We start from the raw sequence: 16,737 nt of genomic DNA, 5'->3' as shown, positions 1-16,737 counted from the left end.
CGTGGAATGTGCGAAGGGCCGCACAAAACGGCGGCCCTTCGTATTTCACGACGCAATGATGTCACTTTGATGACATGCGGGATCTACTGACTCGCGGACTGGTTTTTCGCCACGGCCTTTTGTAGTCCCAAGTAGTCGAGCAAGATTCGACCGCTTTCGGCGAGATAGGCGTCATCCTCGGGTTTGAGCTTCTCGTCTTCGAGATGCGGAGTCGTTTCGTCATCGCGTTCCAATTTGGCCAGCGGCTCTTCGCCCTTGGCCTTGCGCAGCGTGTTCTCCAGTTCCAGTTGGCGCTTTTCGATACGCTCCTGCTGGGCACGACGCTTCTCTTCGTTGAGGCTGATGGTCGTCTCGTGGGTGAGTTCCTGGGTCAATGCGAGGCGGTCGCGGGTAAAGACGAAATCAGGGTTCTGATCGGTTCGTGCTTCGTGACGGGCCTTGAGCTCTGCCAGGAAAGGCTTGAACGGGTTCGCGCCTGGGTTGATGGCGGCGCGAATGCTGTCCCAAGGCATCGCTTCGGGTAGCGCACTCTCGCCGATTTCCTTGGTATCCACTTCAGCGGGGTAGGAAACGTCCGGAATCACACCCTGATGCTGTGTGCTCTGCCCAGAGACTCGATAAAACTTCGCCAGGGTGAGTTTGAGTTCACCATGGTTGAGCGGTTGCACGGTCTGTACGGTGCCTTTGCCGAAGGTCTGGCCGCCGACGATCAGCGCGCGATGATAATCCTGCATGGCGCCTGCGAAGATTTCGGAGGCCGATGCGGACAGGCGGTTGACCAGCACCGTCAGCGGGCCCTTGTAAAACGCGCCCTGATGCTCGTCGGCAAGCACGTCGACGCGGCCGTCGCTATTGCGCACCAGAACCGTCGGGCCCTGGTCTATGAAAAGTCCGGTCAGCTCGGTGGCTTCCTGAAGCGAACCACCGCCATTGTTACGCAGGTCGATAACAACCCCGTCGACCTTCTCCTGCTTCAGCTCCGTCAGCAGTTTCTTGACGTCCCGGGTGGTGCTTTTGTATTCCTTGTCACCCGCGCGCAGGGCCTTGAAGTCGAGATAGAACGCCGGCACCTCGATAACGCCAAGCTTATAGCTGTGGCCGTCCTGTTCGAGGTTGAGTATCGACTTCTTGGCCGCCTGTTCTTCGAGCTTCACGGCCTCGCGAGTGATGGCCACCACCTTGCTGCTTTGATCGTTGGGTGCGTTGCTGGCAGGGATGACCTCGAGGCGAACGACCGATCCTTTAGGCCCGCGGATAAGCTTGACTACCTCGTCGAGCCGCCAGCCAATGACGTCGACCATTTCGTCGTCGTCCTGGCCTACGCCGACGATCTTGTCGGCGGGAGCGATCTGTTTGCTTTTCTCGGCCGGGCCTGCGGGCACCAGGCGTACCACCTTCACGTATTCGTTGTCGCTCTGCAGGACGGCACCGATCCCCTCCAGGGAAAGGCTCATGTTGATATCGAAGTTCTCCGCGTTGTCGGGCGACAGGTACTGGGTGTGTGGGTCGTAGGACTGGGCGAATGCGTTGATGTACGTCTGGAAGACGTCCTCTCCGCGGGTTTGCTCAAGCCGTGACAGCTGGTTCTTGTAGCGCTTGGTAAGCAGCTCTTGGATGGCCTTCGGCTCCTTGCCCGCGATTTTCAATCGCAGCACTTCATCCTTGACGCGCTTGCGCCAGAGATCATCGAGCTCCTGCTCATTCTTCGGCCACGCGGCGTTCTCCCGGTCGACCAGCAGCTCTTCGTCGAGCGTGAAATCGAAACTGTCCACGCCTTTTTCCAGCAGGCTCAGCGCATATTGGAGCCTGCTCTGCAACCGCTCCAGATGGACCTTGTAGATCGCGAAGCCTGGCTCGAGATTGCCATTTTTCAGGAAGTCATCGAACTCGTTGCGCCAGGCTTCGAACTCGGCCAGATCGCCGGCGGTGAAGTAGCTGCGCGACGGGTCGAGCATCTTGATGTAGCTGTCGAAGATCTTGGCCGAGCGAGCATCATTGAGCGGCGGCTTGTTGTAGTGGTGACGCTTGAGCAATTCGACCACGTTTAGGCTGGCAATCACCTGGTCACGATCGGGCTGCAGGTAGTCCCAGTCGTGTCCATCGGCAGGCTTGGCCGTGGCGATAGCCGCCTGCAGGCCTAGCAGCAGGGCAACGACGCCCGCGGTCAATGATCGTTTCATGTCGGAGGGGCGGCGCGAGGCTGGGTAGTAACGCATAGTAGGCCATCAAATCAGGTGTCGGGACGGGGCTGCCCGGCGGAAAAATAACGCCCCGGCGGTAGCTTGCGGCTTGCATGCCGCGACACATTTCGCGCCAGGGCGGCAGGGCGAGCCCCGCAGCACACCTTACCGAATCGGCAAGCGGTACGTGTGGACGAGTATCGCGATGTGGCCTGGAGCAGAAATTTATCGACGGCCTGCACTGCAGCGGGTACCGGTTGAGCGGGCGCAGGTGGAACCACTATGGAGGCTGCCTTGAGGCATTGCAAGGCATCAACGGATTGCTTGTTGCGACCTCGATGCCTCTGCGCTGCTGCGATCATGGTCGCGATATGCCGTTGTCGCTGCGTGTAGCCCAGGCTTTATAGCCGCTGGGCTCGGCGCAAGGGTATCGCACGGCAGGCGTCGGTTCGCTGATCAAGGGGGTACCGGGCCTGCCCGCAAACGAATGCGGGCGGCCTCCAGTGCTTCAGGGCAGCTCGGCGCTCGAATAGAAGGCGCCAAGCACCTTGACCAGATGCGTGAGGTCCTGGCTGCCGGCCAGTTCGCGGATCGAATGCATCCCAAAAGTCGGAAGGCCGATGTCGACGGTGCGCACGCCGAGCTGGCTGGCCGTGATGGGGCCGATCGTCGAGCCGCAGCCCATGTCGCTGCGGGTAACGAAGCTTTGCACCGATACCTCGTTCTCCAGGCACAGATGGCGGAAGAACCCCGCGGTTTCGCTGCTGGTGGCATAGCGCTGGTTGCTGTTGACCTTGATGACCGGGCCGGCGTTGAGCTTGGGCCCGTGATTGCCGTCATGCTTGTCGGCGTAGTTGGGGTGAACCGCGTGCGCGTTGTCCGCCGATATCAGCAGCGAGCGATTGATGCTGCGCTGGAACGCCTCGCCCTCGGGCAGTACGCGGCGCAACACCTGTTCGAGGAAAGGCCCGTCGGCGCCACACATGGACATCGAGCCGACTTCTTCATGATCGGTGCAGACCAGTACGCAGGTTTCCTGCGGGCCGGCCCGCAACAGGGCCTGCAATCCGGCGTAGCACGACAGCAGATTGTCCAGGCGCGCGCCGGCGATAAAGTCCCCGTTCAGGCCGATGACCGCCGCACTCTGGGTGTCGTAGAAGCTCAGCTCGAAGTCCAGAACCACATCGGCCACCAGCCCGTGTTCGCGGCTGAGCTGGTCGGCGAGCAAGGCACGGAAGTCTGGCCGGTCTTCGCTGGCAACCTGTGCCAGGATCGGCGGCAGCTCGTTCTGTGGGTTGATTGCCCAGCCCTGATTGGCCTCCCGGTTCAGGTGGATGGCTAGGCTCGGGACGACCGCGATCGGCAGCTTGAAATCGATCAGTTGGCTTTCGATACGGCCGTCACGGCTATAGGTCACGCGCCCGGCCAGGGAGAGGTCTCGATCGAACCAGGGCGCCAGCAGTGCACCGCCATAGACCTCGACACCCAGTTGCCAGAAGCCCTGGCGTTGCAGTTCGGGTTGCGGCTTGACCCGCAGGCAGGGACTGTCGGTATGGGCGCCGACCATGCGCATGCCGTGCTCGATGACCGATTTGTTGCCGAGCTGGAACGCCACGATCGCGGAGTCGTTACGGGTCACGTAGTAGCGGCCGCCGGGCTCGGTATGCCACGTCGCGCTCTCGTCCAAGGCTTCGTAGCCAGCGGCTTGAAGGCTCCGTGCGAGGCTGCGGGTAGCATGAAACGGCGTTGGGGAGGCCTTGAGGTAATCGATCAAACCCTGGTTGAGTTCTTCGCGCATGACGAGCTCCTGACTGCAAGGCTTGAAAGTCTATCCCATTGGCCGTTGCGGCTGCAGGCTTGGGTGCTCAGGGGCTCCCCGCGTTGCTTCAAGAAAATCTCGCATCAGAACGGTGCCGGACACTCGAAGCGCAGGCGCTCGCCGCTGTGCGGGTGGGTCAGGGCCAGCATGCTGGCGTGCAGGCAGAGACGGTCATGTGCGTCTAGTGCCTGTTCATGCGCATAGAGCCGATCGCCAAGCAGCGGATGGCCGATCGACAGCATGTGTACGCGCAACTGATGCGAGCGCCCGGTGATAGGGGTCAGTTCGACGCGGCTGTAGTGACCGCAACGCTCGATCACCCGCCAGTAGGTCAGGGCGTGTTTGCCTTGCTCGTGATCGACGACGTGCCGCGGCTTGGTCGGTGGGTCGTAACGCAACGGCAGATCGATGCTGCCGCTGTCTTGCTCGGGTTCGCCCCAGCACAACGCGGTATAGGCCTTTTCGGTTTCACGATCATGGAACTGCCGTGACAGTTCGCGGTGACTATCGGCGTCGCGTGCGAGCACGATGAGGCCGGAAGTCTCCCAGTCCAGGCGATGAACGATACGCGCCTCGGGGTAGCCGTTTTCCTGCAGCCGGGTGACCAGGCAATCCTTGTTGTCATCGGCGCGACCGGGCACCGATAGCAGCAGGGTGGGTTTATCGATTACCAGCAGGGCGGCGTCCTGGTGGACGATCTGGATGTTGCTCAGAGGCATCTTGGGATTCCGCAAACGCAATCGGCGACCGAAGTCGCCGATGATTGTGCCGAGCGAGGCGAGCGGGCCGCTGCCCGGTCGTTCAACGATCCGGCAGGGTGATGTTCAGCTCGAGGATCGAGCAGCTACCCTGGTCTTCCAGGGCGACCTGAACCTGATCGCTGTCGATGTTCACATACTTGCGGATCACCTCGACCAGCTCCTTTTGCAGAGCAGGCAGGTAGTCCGGCTGAGTCCGCTGGCCGCGCTCGTGAGCAACGATGATCTGCAGACGTTCCTTGGCGATGTTGGCTGGCGTTTCCTTCTTCTTGCGCTCACGAAAGAAGTCGAGAAGGTTCATTCGCGGCCTCCGAACAGTCGTTGCAGGAAGCCCTGCTTTTTCACGTCGAGGAAGCGATGATTCACTTCCTTGCCCAGCAGCCGATCGACCGCGTCGCTGTACGCCTGACCGGCGTCGCTCTGGTCATCGAGAATGACCGGCACGCCCTGGTTGGAGGCCTTCAGGACCGCCTGAGACTCCGGAATCACACCCAGCAGGCGGATAGACAGGATCTCTTCGACGTCTTCGACACCCAGCATCTCGCCTTTGACGACGCGCTCGGGGTTGTAGCGGGTAAGCAGCAGGTGTTCCTTGATCGGGTCTTCACCGTTTTCGGCCCGGCGGGACTTGCTGGCCAGCAGGCCCAGCATGCGGTCGGAATCGCGAACCGAAGACACTTCGGGATTGGTCACGACGATCGCCTCGTCGGCGAAGTACATGGCCAGGTGCGCGCCCTTTTCGATGCCGGCCGGGGAGTCGCAAATTACGAACTCGAAGGTCTTGGCCAGTTCGTCGATGACCTTGCCGACGCCTTCGAGGGTCAGCGCGTCCTTGTCACGGGTCTGGCTCGCAGCGAGCACGTAGAGATTCTCGAGGCGCTTGTCCTTGATCAGGGCCTGGGTAAGGGTAGCGTCGCCCTGGATGACGTTGACGAAGTCATACACCACGCGACGCTCGCAGCCCATGATCAGGTCGAGGTTGCGCAGACCAACGTCGAAGTCGACGATGACGGTCTTGTGGCCGCGCAGAGCGAGGCCGGTACCGATGGCGGCGCTGGTAGTGGTTTTACCGACGCCACCCTTGCCGGAAGTGACTACGAGGATCTTGGCCAAGGTGATTCACCCTAAATATGGAAGGCGGGACCCTCCGCCGGTTCGGCATTGGGAGGCCCGTTTTGGTGCTTGAAAATTCGCGGCAGTATCCGTTAAAGGCGGGTGATGTTCAACACGTCGCCGGATAGCTTCAGTTGTACGGCTTCGGTCCATAGCGGGTCGCGACGCAGATCTTCGGCGACCTTGTAACGGCCGGCGATGGAGACCATTTCGGCAGCGAGCTGCTGACAGAAGATGCGTGCGTTGGTGTCACCCTTTATCCCGGCAAGGGCACGTCCCCGCAGCGGACCGTAGACATGGATGTTCCCATCGGCGAGAAGTTCCGCTCCCGGGCTGACCGCCGCCAGCACGATAAGGTCTCCGTCCTTGGCGTAAACCTGCTGGCCACCGCGGATCGGAGTGGTGACGACGCGGGTGGGGCGGTAGAGCGGTTCGGCGGGTTTGGCCGGTTCGGCTGGTGCCTTGCTGGCGAGGTCCAGCTTGCGCTCCTTGGCGCTAGACGGCGGCAGCACCGGTAGATCCAGAACGCCGGCGGCTTCGATGATCTGAGGGTCGCCGGCGCGCAGAGCCAGGGTACGCAGGCCATGCTTGCGGCAAAGCGCAATGAGGGCTGGCAGGTCCAGATCGCTGTCGGCGGGCAGTTTGTCCAATGCCAGAACGAGTGGCGTGTTGTTGAAGAAATCCGGTGCTTGCTCGACCTTGACGGCCAGCTGTCGATCGAGACGTTCCAGGTCGTTCTGTGCCAGCTCCAGCACGGTGATGGCGAGCATGCTGCCCTTGAGCTGGAACACGGGGGATTGGTCGAGAGGATCGGCTTGGCTCATGGTCTGCCTGCTAGGGTAAATGGCGAGGACTTATAGCGGGGCAAACCGTTGGCTGCAAGTCTCGCCTGGCCAAGCGCATGGCTGCCGTGTATCGAGACGCGGCCGCATCGCTGGGCGATTTGTCGCTAGAATGCGCGCTTTTATCGGTTCGGGCTTTTCAATGGATCGTCCTCGTTTTCGTGCGTCCTTTCTTCATCCGCGTTTCTGGCTGCTCTGGCTCGGCCTGGGTTTGCTGTGGCTGGTCATCCAGCTGCCGTATCGCGTTCTGCTGCTGCTCGGGCGCGGGTTGGGGGCGCTGATGTACCGTTTGGCACGATCGAGGCGGCACATCGCGCGGCGCAACCTGCAGTTGTGTTTCCCCGAGCTGAACGAAAAGGCGCGTGAGCGACTGCTTCGGGAGAACTTCGCCTCGTCCGGCATCGCTTTTTTCGAGATGGCGATGAGCTGGTGGTGGCCCAGGGCTCGACTGCAGCGCCTGGCGCACATCGAGGGGCTGGAACATCTGCAGCAGGCGCAGGCCGAAGGGCAGGGCGTGATCCTCATGGCGCTGCACTTCACCACGCTGGAAATCGGTGCGGCGCTGCTGAGCCAGCGTCATACCATCGATGGCATGTACCGCGAGCACAAGAACCCGGTATTCGACTTCGTTCAGCGTCGCGGTCGCGAGCGGCACAACCTCGACGCCACCGCCATCGAGCGTGAGGACGTCCGGGCCATGCTCAAGGTGCTGCGTGCCGGGCGAGCGATCTGGTATGCCCCGGATCAGGATTATGGCCGCAAGCAGAGCCTGTTCGTGCCCTGGTTCGGTATCAACGCGGCAACCGTCACGGCGACCACCAAGTTCGCGCGCTTGGGCAAGGCGCGGGTGATCCCCTATACCCAGGAGCGCCTGGACGATGGCAGCGGCTATCGGCTGGTCATTCATCCGCCGTTGGCGGATTTCCCCGGCGAGAGCGAAGAAGCCGACTGTCGGCGCATCAATGATTGGGTAGAAGAGGCGGTCCGGCAGCACCCGGAGCAGTACTTGTGGGCTCATCGCCGCTTCAAGACGCGGCCGGAAGGCGAGCCGAACCTGTACCGCAAGCTGCCGAAGAAACCGGTCAGTCCGTGAGGGCGCCGTCACGGAAGTCGCGCAGCGCCTGCTCGATCTCTTCCCGGCTGTTCATGACGAACGGGCCGTACTGAACGATTGGCTCACCGAGCGGGCGACCGGCCAGCAGTAGCACGCGGGCATCGGCCTGCGCCTCCAGGCGCAGCTGACCCCGTTCGGACAGCACGGCGAGCTGGTGTCGGTGCAGGGTTTTGCCGGAAACGCTTATCTCGCCTTCGTAGACGTAGAGCATCAGCCGGTGTCCGTCGGCCAGCTGCGGCTCGAGGTGGCAGCCGCCGGGAAGGTGCAGATCGAACAGCTGTGGCTCTGTCTCGGCTCGTTGCACCGCCCCTGGCAGGTCGACGCCGTCGGCGGTCAGTCGCCCCGCAATGACGACCGCCTCGATGCCATTGGGCAGTGTCGCTCGGGGGATCTCCTCGGCTGCGTAGTCCCGATAGTCCGGGTCGCTCATCTTGAGCTTGGCCGGAAGGTTCAGCCACAGCTGAAAACCACGCATCGCGCCTTGCTGCTGTTCGGGCATTTCACTATGGATGACGCCACGCGCAGCTGTCATCCATTGCACGGCGCCACTCTCGAGCAAGCCAACGTTACCCAGGTGGTCCTCATGGCGCATGCGGCCTTCGAGCATGTAGGTGATCGTCTCGAAACCGCGGTGCGGGTGCGCTGGGAAGCCTGCGATGTACTCGTCCGGTTGGGTCGAGCCAAACTCGTCCAGCATCAGGAAGGGATCGAACCGCTCCGGTGTAGCGCCACCGAAAAGCCGGGTCAGGCGTACGCCGGCACCGTCCGAGGTGGCGCGGCCGGTGCTGATGTGCTGAATCTGTCGCAGGGTCATGGCAATGCTCCGAGTCGCTGATCGGAAGAAGACTACCGGCAGCGCCTCGATGCATGGATGGGAAATCTCTAACATTCCTATCGAACGGATCGATCACTCATCGATTTGCAGCTCCCGGGCACGGGTGTAGACGTAGCGCACCTTTTCATATTCGAACGGCGAGTTGAGCTGGCCGTAGCGTAACGGCGTGGTATAGCGAAGGTCGATTAGGCGCAACGCGGTAAGGCCAAACTCACCGCCGCTGGCTTCGGCATAGCTGAAATAGTCGACCTGGCGTTCCACCCCGAAGTCGGCAACCTGACCGGTTGCATCGCGCAGATTGGACGGGCCGAGTGCCGGCAGGATCAGATAGGGGCCATGGGGCACGCCGTAGAAGCCCAGGGTCTGGCCGAAATCCTCCTTGTAGCGAGGCAGGCCCATTCGCGTGGCCGGATCCCATACGCCGCCGACGCCAAGGATGGTGTTGAACAGCAGTCGTGCAGTGGTGGTCATGGCGCGCTTGCCCTTCAACTGGGCGACGCTATTGAACAGCGTGGGAATTTCGCCCAGGTTGTTGAAGAAGTTGCTGACCCCGGTGCGCACGAAGCTCGGCGTAACGTAGCGGTAGCCGCGCACCGCCGGCAGCATTACCCACTGATCCAGGCGGTAGTTGAAGTAGTACATGCGCCTATTTAGCGACTCCCAGGGATCATAGATGTCCAGCGCGTCGAAGGTGGCGCGCTCGAATTCACGCTGGTCCAGGCCGGGGTTGAACTCGAGGTTGCGTAGCGGCTGCGTGAAACCATCCTCATCGGCGGGAGGCGTCTGAGCGCTGGCCACGCCGCTGATGAGCATTAGCAGCGCAAGCAGATGACGTCTAGCCACGGAAGAACTCCAGCATGTCTCGGGCGTTGACCCGGTAATTGAGGTTGCCGCAATGGCCACCGCGGGGGTAGAGGGTCATGCGATCGCCGAAAGTGCGGCGCAGGAAACCCAGGTCACCAGGCCCAAGAATGATGTCGTCGGCATTGTGCATAACGGCGATCTTCGGGCTGCTCTGGAGATAGTCCTCCAGCGCGTAGAGGCTGACCTGTTGAACCAGTTGCGCCAGGCTGCCGCCATCCTGCTGCGCACGCCACATGGGAATCAGCTGTTCGGTGATGTAGCAATCGAAATCGCAGAGCAGCGAACGGCGAAAGAAGGGTTCGAGGCTTGTGCCTTCGTCGATCGGGTAATTCGGCGGGACGATCAAGCCGCGACGGTTGATCAGGTCCGAGGTGAAGACGATATCGGCCGCCGAGAAACGGAACACCGAACCGATAAGCATCGCCATCTGCTCGTCAGTCAACCGCAAGGCAGACCGCTGGAAGTCGAAGAGCATCGCCTCGTCCAGGTTGATCGCACCTTTCTGGCGATAGTAGCGGGTCAGTTTTTCGAAAATGACTTCGTAGAAAGTGGTTGTGCTGTCGATCGCTTCGACTCGCGTCTGCACCAGTTTGTCGAGGTTTTTGATCGAAGTGTAGAGGTTGACCGGCGGGTTGATCATCAGAACCCGCTTGAAGTTGAAGCTCTGCCGCGTCTCGTCCAGCTTGCTGACGAAGGCAGCATCGAGTGCACCCAGGCTGTAACCGATCAGATTGAATTCGGTCACGGGCAAGTCGTGCTGTTGGGCGCGAACCGCTTGCATCACGCGGTAGAGGTCCTTGGCGTCGTCCGGGCTGTAGCCCGGCGTGGCGTAGCGCGAGGCCGCCGCGATGAAATCGAAGCTGGTCGGAGAAGACAGCTGGACCACGTGGTAGCCAGCGCCGTAGAACAGTCGCTTGAGCGATTCGGTCTTTTCCGCCGAATAGCTGGCGCCGGTGCCGGAGATGATGAACATCAGCGGGGCCGGGCCAGGTTGCTTGGCCAGGCGGTAGGTCAGGCGCTTAACCGCCCAGAAGTTCTCGGGCAGGATGAATTCGCGCTCCGGGCGCAGCCGCAAACTGTAGTCGGCCTGGTCGATGTCCTCGTCGCTGGGCACTTCGGCGCGCAACTCGGCAGGCGTCGTGGCAATCGTCGCCTCGAACGGGTTACTCAGTGGATAGCCGTACTGCTCGACGCTGATATCGGCCGCGTGGGCGGGCGTTACGATCAGCGTCAGCAGTGCTGTCAGGCACAGCAGCATTCGCATCTAGAGGGTGCTCCTGGGGCAGGCATGGAGATCGGCGAGCCGTATGTGCGGGGCGTGTAGCCATTGATGCTGGCAGAGGGCACGAACCTGCCGCCTGGCCAAACGGCTAGGGCTGTCGCTGGATCCGGGTTGTGCCAGGCACCGCTGCGAACCGGGTGAGCGGTATGCGCTGCGGGGCGCGGCATGGGCGTGACGGTGCGCCTGTGCTGCGGCTGGCGTTCGGCTGGTGCTGGTACTGCGCATTGCTCCTCCAGGGTGAGCGTTTCTGCCTTCCTGCGTGCGCTGTGGCTTGCGGTCGAGCGACCGAGCCAAGCTCAGCGCACCTTCATAGACCGCGCTTCAGCCGTCTGGTTGCGTCGGAATTTGCGACGGGCAGGTATCCGGCCGCGCTCGACGGGCCCCGGTCCCGCCTCTCCGCAAGCCTGGATGGATGCGCTCAAGGGCGGCGCCACCGTTGCGAATCGTTCCGGATCAAGCTCAGGCGTGGTGGTGCAACCATGCGTGAGACGGGATCTCGTGGCCCCTGCGCTGGCGTTTTTCCAGGCGTTGCCAGACTCGCTCGTGCAGGTAGAAGCCCACAGAGTTGCACAGCGGCTCGATGGCCGCCACAAGACCGCCCGCGGCAGCGCTGCCGGTCAGGGCATAGGTCACCGAGAAGGCGATGCCGAAGTGCATCAAGGTAAAGGTCACGGTCTTGAGCATGGCGGTCTCCGTATGCGGTCAAGAATTATTCTCTGTTGGCGTCAGTCTCGCGCCGCCGTGGCGCGGAGGACAATCGCTGTGCTTGATCCGCCACATAGGCTTGGTCTATTGCCCGATCTCGACTATCCGAGGCGTCTAAAACGGTGGCTCCGGTAAATAAAAACAAGACCATGGTCGAGTGGTGTTCGGCCTGCCGGGCCCTAAAGTAGCCACCTGCTCTGATCAGGGGCGAGACCGTGGAGACCCTCAATGCAAAACAATGAAGATGTTTACCGGCAAATCTATGCAAACCCTCGCTTCCAGGAGCTGGTTGCCAAACGTGGTCGCTTCGCATGGCTGCTGTCGGCCGTCATGCTGGGTGCCTATCTCGCGTTCATTCTGCTGATCGCGTTCGATCCCAAGATCCTCGGCATTCCGCTGGCGGCCGATACGGTCACCACCTGGGGTATCCCGGTGGGCGTCGGTGTGATCTTCATGGCGTTCATTCTGACCGGCGTCTATGTGCAGCGCGCCAACGGCGAATTCGATCGCCTCAATCAGGAAATCCTCAACGAGGCTCAGCAATAATGATTCTGCGTTTATTGACGGCAGTGGCGCTGACGGTTGTCTCTCCCTTGCTCCTGGCCGATGCGCTGACCGGCGACGTCCAGAAACAGGCGATCAACTACACCGCCATCGCCATGTTCGTGGCGTTCATCGGCTTCACCATGGGCATCACCAAGTGGGCGGCCAAGCGCAACACCTCGACCTCCGACTACTACACTGCCGGGGGTAGCATCACCGGCTTTCAGAACGGCCTGGCGATTGCCGGCGACTTCATGTCCGCCGCGTCTTTCCTGGGTATTTCCGCGCTGGTATACACCAGCGGCTATGACGGCCTGATCTACTCGATCGGCTTCCTGGTCGGCTGGCCGGTCATCCTGTTCCTGATGGCTGAACGCCTGCGCAACCTTGGCAAGTTCACCTTTTCCGACGTGGCGTCCTACCGCCTGGGTCAGACCCAGATCCGCATTCTGTCGGCGTTCGGTTCGCTGATCGTCGTGGCTTTCTATCTGATCGCGCAGATGGTCGGTGCCGGCAAACTGATCCAGCTGCTGTTCGGCCTGGATTACTACGTCGCGGTGGTCCTCGTCGGCGTCCTGATGGTCATGTACGTGCTGTTCGGCGGCATGCTGGCAACAACCTGGGTGCAAATCATCAAGGCAGTCCTGCTGCTGTCGGGCGCGAGCTTCATGGCGATCATGGTGATGAAGGCGGTCAACTTCGACTTCGGCAGCCTGTTCGCCGAAGCGGTCAAGATCCACGAGAAGGGTTCGGCCATCATGAGCCCCGGCGGGCTGGTCTCCGACCCTGTTTCGGCGATTTCTCTGGGCCTGGCGCTGATGTTCGGTACCGCTGGCCTGCCGCACATCCTGATGCGCTTCTTCACCGTTGCTGACGCCAAGGAAGCGCGCAAGAGCGTGTTCTACGCCACCGGCTTCATCGGTTACTTCTACATCCTGACCTTCATCATCGGCTTCGGCGCGATCCTGTTGGTAAGCACCAACGCGCAGTTCAAGGACGCCGCAGGCGCCGTCATCGGCGGCACCAATATGGTCGCGATCCACCTGGCCAACGCGGTCGGTGGCAACCTGTTCCTCGGCTTCATTTCCGCGGTCGCCTTCGCCACCATTCTGGCGGTGGTCGCTGGCCTGACGCTGGCCGGCGCCTCGGCGGTGTCTCACGACCTGTACGCCTGCGTGATCAAGAAAGGCAAGGCCAAGGAAGAGGAAGAGATGCGGGTCACCAAGATCACCACGCTGACGCTAGGTGTAGTGGCGATCCTGCTGGGCATCATCTTCGAGAAGCAGAACATCGCCTTCATGGTCGGTCTGGCCTTCTCGATCGCCGCCAGCTGCAATTTCCCGGTGCTGTTCCTCTCGATGTACTGGAAGGGGCTGAGCACACGCGGCGCGCTGATCGGCGGTGCCCTGGGCCTGGCCACCGCGCTGGTCCTGACCATCATCAGCCCGACCGTATGGGTCGATGTGTTCGGCTACGCCGAGGCGATCTTCCCCTACAAGTACCCGGCGCTGTTCTCGATGGTCGTGGCGTTCGCGGGGATCTGGTTCTTCTCGGTCACCGACAAGTCGAAATCGGCAGCTCTCGAACGCGAGCGCTTCTTCTCGCAGTTCGTCCGCTCGCAGACCGGACTGGGTTCCAGTGGTGCGGTCGCCCACTGATAACGGAACCGCGAAAGGGAAGGGCAGCCAGTTGGCTGCCCTTTCTTTTTTACGTCGATAAAGCCATTCGGACACCGTCAATCGGGCCCGAGATATGCCTGTCATTCAGCATTTCGATAGAGGCCGGAGCACACGGCGGCATTCGCTAGACTCGTTGCAACTCAACGAACAAGAAGGCAGCACACGATGCAAAATCGCATGATGGTCACTGGCGCTGGATCCGGTCTCGGTCGCGAGATCGCGCTGCGTTGGGCGCGAGAGGGTTGGCAGTTGGCGCTCTCGGATGTCAATGAGGCCGGCCTTGCGGAAACCCTGAAAATGGTCCGCGAAGCCGGCGGTGATGGCTTCACCCAGCGCTGTGACGTGCGTGACTACAGCCAGCTGACAGGTCTGGCGCAGGCTTGCGAAAGCAAACTCGGCGGGATCGACGTAGTGGTCAACAACGCCGGTGTTGCGTCCGGTGGCTTCTTCGAAGAGCTCTCGCTGGAGGATTGGGACTGGCAGATCGCAATCAACCTGATGGGCGTGGTCAAGGGCTGCAAGGCATTCCTGCCATTACTCCAGAAAAGCCGCGGCAAGATCATCAACATCGCCTCCATGGCTGCGTTGATGCAGGCGCCGGGCATGAGCAACTACAACGTCGCCAAGGCGGGTGTTGTCGCGCTGTCGGAAAGCCTGCTGGTCGAACTGAAGCAGCAGGAGGTGGGTGTCCACGTGGTCTGCCCATCGTTCTTTCAGACGAACCTGATGGATTCCTACCGCGGACCGACACCGAACATGAAGGCGCAGATCAGCAAGCTGTTGGAAGCTTCGCCGATCACCGCGGCGGATATCGCCGACTACATCTATCGGCAGGTTGCCGAAGGCGTCTTCATGATCCTGCCGCATGACGAAGGGCGCGCAGCCTGGAAGATCAAGCAGCAGAACCCGCAGGCCATCTACGACGAGATGGCGGTGCTGGCGGAGAAGAAGCGCAACAAGAGCAAAAGCTGACCAATAGGTCCGTTTTGCTTGCCGTGATCCTGGGCCGGGAGTAGGGTTACCTGTTCACCTCAGACCGACCCATGGATTCACTGTGAAAAACCCATCTCGCTGGCTGCTCATGCTGGCTCTGGTGCTCGCGGCCATCAATCTTCGCCCCGGAATCACCTCCTTCGCCCCATTGATCGAACGCATCGCGCATGAGCTGAATCTCAGCCGAAGCCTGGTCAGCCTGACCACGGCGCTGCCGGTGCTGCTGATGGGTTTGCTGGCACCGCTGGCACCGCGGCTGGCCGTGCGGTTCGGGTTGGAGCGGACCATCAGTCTCTGCCTGGGACTTATCGGGCTGGCGCTGATGTTGAGGCTGCTCGGCGACAATCCCGTGATCCTGATCGGCACGGCGGCGATGGTCGGCGCCGGCATCGCCGTGGCCGGGCCGTTGTTGTCGGGCTTCATCAAGCGCTATTTCCTCGACCGCATTGGCAAGACCGCCGCCTTCTACTCGTTGAGTATGGCTGTTGGCGGCACCATCGGCGTGGTATTGACGGCGCCCGCGACGCAGCTGCTGGGAGAGCGCTGGACCATGGGACTGGCAATCTGGTCGATCCCGGCGATCCTGGCGGTAATGCTCTGGTGGCGATTGCCGAACCAGCCGGAGGCCGCTGTCGAGCGGCGGGCTGGTTTGCCATGGCGCGAGCCGCGCGCCTGGCTGGTGAGCATCTACTTCGCCCTGCAGGCGGGATTGTTCTATGCGCTGGCGACCTGGCTGGTAGCGCGTTATCACGAAGCCGGCTTCAGCCTGTTGCAAAGCAACACCTTCTTCAGTGGCTTCATGTTGATCGGTTTGCCGAGTGCCTTCGCCATGCCCTGGCTGGCGCAGCGCTTCGGGAAGCGACACCTGCTGATGGCTGCCTGTGGCGTGCTGGCGACAGCCAGTCTGCTGATTATCGCCTGGGTTCCCCAGGTGCAGCCGCTGGTGGTCTGCATGGTGCTGGGTATCGCGCTCAACGGCACCTTCTCGATGTCGCTGGTGCTGCCCATGTACGAGGCCAGTACACCGCTGGCGGTCAGCCGGCTGACGGCGATGATGCTCTGTACCGGCTATTGCCTGGCGTGCTTCTCACCGGTGCTGACTGGGCTCGGGCGCGATATCGCGGGAGACTACCGCTGGCCGTTTCTGGTCCTGGCGAGCATGGCGGCGGTCATGACGGTCCTCGCCCTGCGGCTGGCGCCACGGCGTGATCCGGCGGCTGCGACCGGGACCTGAACAGCATCACCGTGACCGGCATCACTTTGCATCCCACGCAGTCGCGCCGTGCCCACCGGGAGGCTGGAACGCCAACCGGTTTTGGTTGAACATGTCGGCCTTTCGAGTGGAGTGTTCGCGTGGAGCCGGAATCCATCGTCTATGGCAGCATCCGTGACTGGCCATCGGCCGACGCTGAAGAGGGTCGGCGGCGTCGCGAACTCAATCGCCGTGCTTTGGACAACTTGCCGCAAGGCGAGGGCTGGCCGTTCATTGGCCGCAAGATGTTTTCCTGCTGTTCCGGGGATGGCCTCTACCAGACCCAGGTGATCCACTTCGGCGCCAGCTACCGGGCGATCGAATATGAATGGGCCTTGTGGGTACGCAACTTCGAGGCGCTGCTCAGCGAGCTCTACTGGACCAGCGCGGTGGTGCATCTGGAAACCGAACTCAGCGGGACGCATACCTTTCGCTGGGAGACCGACAGCGGCTCGCACAGCCCGCATCAGCGCGATCTGCGCATGCGTTGCGCCTGGGAACGAGACGGCGGCGTGCTGGGGTAAGCCTCAATCCTCCAGCCATTCCTTCGGCACGTCGCGCCTGAGCGCCAGCTGGCATTGCTGATGGTCGGCATCGAAGACGATCACCGCGGTACCTTTGCTCAATGCCTGACGCACCCGTTCGACGCGGGTCTGCAAGGGCGTCTCGTCGCCGTTGTCGGTGCCGTCGCGGGTGACGAAATCCTCGATGAGGCGCGTGAGCGTGTCGGGTTCTAGCTGGTCGTAGGGGATGAGCAT

At 61.8% G+C, this 16,737-nt stretch carries 17 protein-coding genes; 6 read left to right on the top strand and 11 right to left on the bottom strand.

All coding sequences use genetic code 11. The features are described 5' to 3' along the window. Positions 1-83 precede the first annotated feature (83 nt). From KCX70_RS13795 to minC, 6 genes are all read right to left on the bottom strand, one after another. Positions 84-2,180: a carboxy terminal-processing peptidase gene (locus tag KCX70_RS13795; protein ID WP_102852381.1), complete on the bottom strand. Its 2,097-nt coding sequence runs from the start codon at positions 2,178-2,180 to the stop codon at positions 84-86. A gap of 508 nt (positions 2,181-2,688) precedes the next feature. Beyond that, entirely contained in the window at positions 2,689-3,978 is a 1,290-nt protein-coding gene (locus KCX70_RS13790) for a M18 family aminopeptidase (protein WP_212617888.1), read from the bottom strand. 104 nt (positions 3,979-4,082) lie between these two features. Next, on the bottom strand, positions 4,083-4,718 hold the full coding sequence (locus KCX70_RS13785) for an RluA family pseudouridine synthase (RefSeq protein WP_212617887.1): 636 nt from the start codon (positions 4,716-4,718) through the stop codon (positions 4,083-4,085). 82 nt (positions 4,719-4,800) lie between these two features. Beyond that, positions 4,801-5,058, bottom strand: coding sequence for a cell division topological specificity factor MinE (minE, locus tag KCX70_RS13780; RefSeq protein ID WP_019341568.1), 258 nt, complete (start codon positions 5,056-5,058; stop codon positions 4,801-4,803). Then, entirely contained in the window at positions 5,055-5,870 is an 816-nt protein-coding gene (gene minD, locus KCX70_RS13775) for a septum site-determining protein MinD (protein ID WP_021208531.1), read from the bottom strand. The genes minE and minD overlap by 4 nt, the downstream gene beginning before the upstream one ends. Positions 5,871-5,962: 92 nt before the next feature. After that, entirely contained in the window at positions 5,963-6,694 is a 732-nt protein-coding gene (minC, locus tag KCX70_RS13770; RefSeq protein WP_212617886.1) for a septum site-determining protein MinC, read from the bottom strand. A gap of 160 nt (positions 6,695-6,854) precedes the next feature. On the opposite strand from minC, the gene KCX70_RS13765 reads away from it, so the two are divergent. Further along, complete coding sequence (locus KCX70_RS13765; RefSeq protein ID WP_212617885.1) at positions 6,855-7,805, top strand: lipid A biosynthesis lauroyl acyltransferase; 951 nt, start codon at positions 6,855-6,857, stop codon at positions 7,803-7,805. On the opposite strand, the gene KCX70_RS13760 is transcribed toward KCX70_RS13765, so the two are convergent. The 4 genes from KCX70_RS13760 to KCX70_RS13745 all read right to left on the bottom strand — a co-directional run bounded on the left by KCX70_RS13760 (position 7,795) and on the right by KCX70_RS13745 (position 11,491). Continuing rightward, positions 7,795-8,640, bottom strand: a complete 846-nt coding sequence (locus KCX70_RS13760; protein ID WP_212617884.1) for a pirin family protein — start codon at positions 8,638-8,640, stop codon at positions 7,795-7,797. The genes KCX70_RS13765 and KCX70_RS13760 overlap by 11 nt on opposite strands. A gap of 93 nt (positions 8,641-8,733) precedes the next feature. Continuing rightward, the gene (locus KCX70_RS13755; protein ID WP_031311069.1) at positions 8,734-9,489 is read right to left on the bottom strand and encodes an MlaA family lipoprotein; all 756 of its coding nucleotides are present in this window, start codon (positions 9,487-9,489) and stop codon (positions 8,734-8,736) included. Positions 9,490-9,496: 7 nt separating this feature from the next. Then, positions 9,497-10,789, bottom strand: a complete 1,293-nt coding sequence (locus KCX70_RS13750; RefSeq protein WP_212617883.1) for a serine/threonine protein kinase — start codon at positions 10,787-10,789, stop codon at positions 9,497-9,499. Between the two features lie 477 nt (positions 10,790-11,266). Next, positions 11,267-11,491: a DUF2061 domain-containing protein gene (locus tag KCX70_RS13745; RefSeq protein ID WP_212617882.1), complete on the bottom strand. Its 225-nt coding sequence runs from the start codon at positions 11,489-11,491 to the stop codon at positions 11,267-11,269. A gap of 249 nt (positions 11,492-11,740) precedes the next feature. On the opposite strand from KCX70_RS13745, the gene KCX70_RS13740 reads away from it, so the two are divergent. The 5 genes from KCX70_RS13740 to KCX70_RS13720 all read left to right on the top strand — a co-directional run bounded on the left by KCX70_RS13740 (position 11,741) and on the right by KCX70_RS13720 (position 16,503). Then, complete coding sequence (locus tag KCX70_RS13740) at positions 11,741-12,058, top strand: DUF485 domain-containing protein (RefSeq protein WP_021208538.1); 318 nt, start codon at positions 11,741-11,743, stop codon at positions 12,056-12,058. After that, the gene (locus tag KCX70_RS13735) at positions 12,058-13,713 is read left to right on the top strand and encodes a cation acetate symporter (RefSeq protein WP_102852104.1); all 1,656 of its coding nucleotides are present in this window, start codon (positions 12,058-12,060) and stop codon (positions 13,711-13,713) included. The genes KCX70_RS13740 and KCX70_RS13735 overlap by 1 nt, the downstream gene beginning before the upstream one ends. 186 nt (positions 13,714-13,899) lie before the next feature. Continuing rightward, positions 13,900-14,706 (top strand): SDR family oxidoreductase, encoded by an 807-nt coding sequence (locus KCX70_RS13730; RefSeq protein ID WP_102852103.1) that lies wholly within the window; start codon positions 13,900-13,902, stop codon positions 14,704-14,706. Between the two features lie 109 nt (positions 14,707-14,815). Beyond that, positions 14,816-15,961, top strand: coding sequence for a CynX/NimT family MFS transporter (locus KCX70_RS13725; protein WP_102852102.1), 1,146 nt, complete (start codon positions 14,816-14,818; stop codon positions 15,959-15,961). 119 nt (positions 15,962-16,080) lie between these two features. Further along, the gene (locus KCX70_RS13720) at positions 16,081-16,503 is read left to right on the top strand and encodes a hypothetical protein (RefSeq protein WP_212617881.1); all 423 of its coding nucleotides are present in this window, start codon (positions 16,081-16,083) and stop codon (positions 16,501-16,503) included. Positions 16,504-16,506: 3 nt separating this feature from the next. Here the strand turns inward: KCX70_RS13720 and KCX70_RS13715 are convergent, their stop codons facing one another. After that, positions 16,507-16,737 carry a YheU family protein gene (locus tag KCX70_RS13715; RefSeq protein WP_212617880.1) on the bottom strand — a complete coding sequence of 77 codons (231 nt, stop codon included), beginning with the start codon at positions 16,735-16,737 and terminating at the stop codon, positions 16,507-16,509.

Origin of the sequence: Stutzerimonas stutzeri (genome assembly GCF_018138085.1) — a bacterium.
Lineage (GTDB): Bacteria > Pseudomonadota > Gammaproteobacteria > Pseudomonadales > Pseudomonadaceae > Stutzerimonas > Stutzerimonas stutzeri_AI.
Note: the sequence above shows the minus strand (reverse complement) of the source record. Positions and strands in the feature narration are given on the sequence as shown.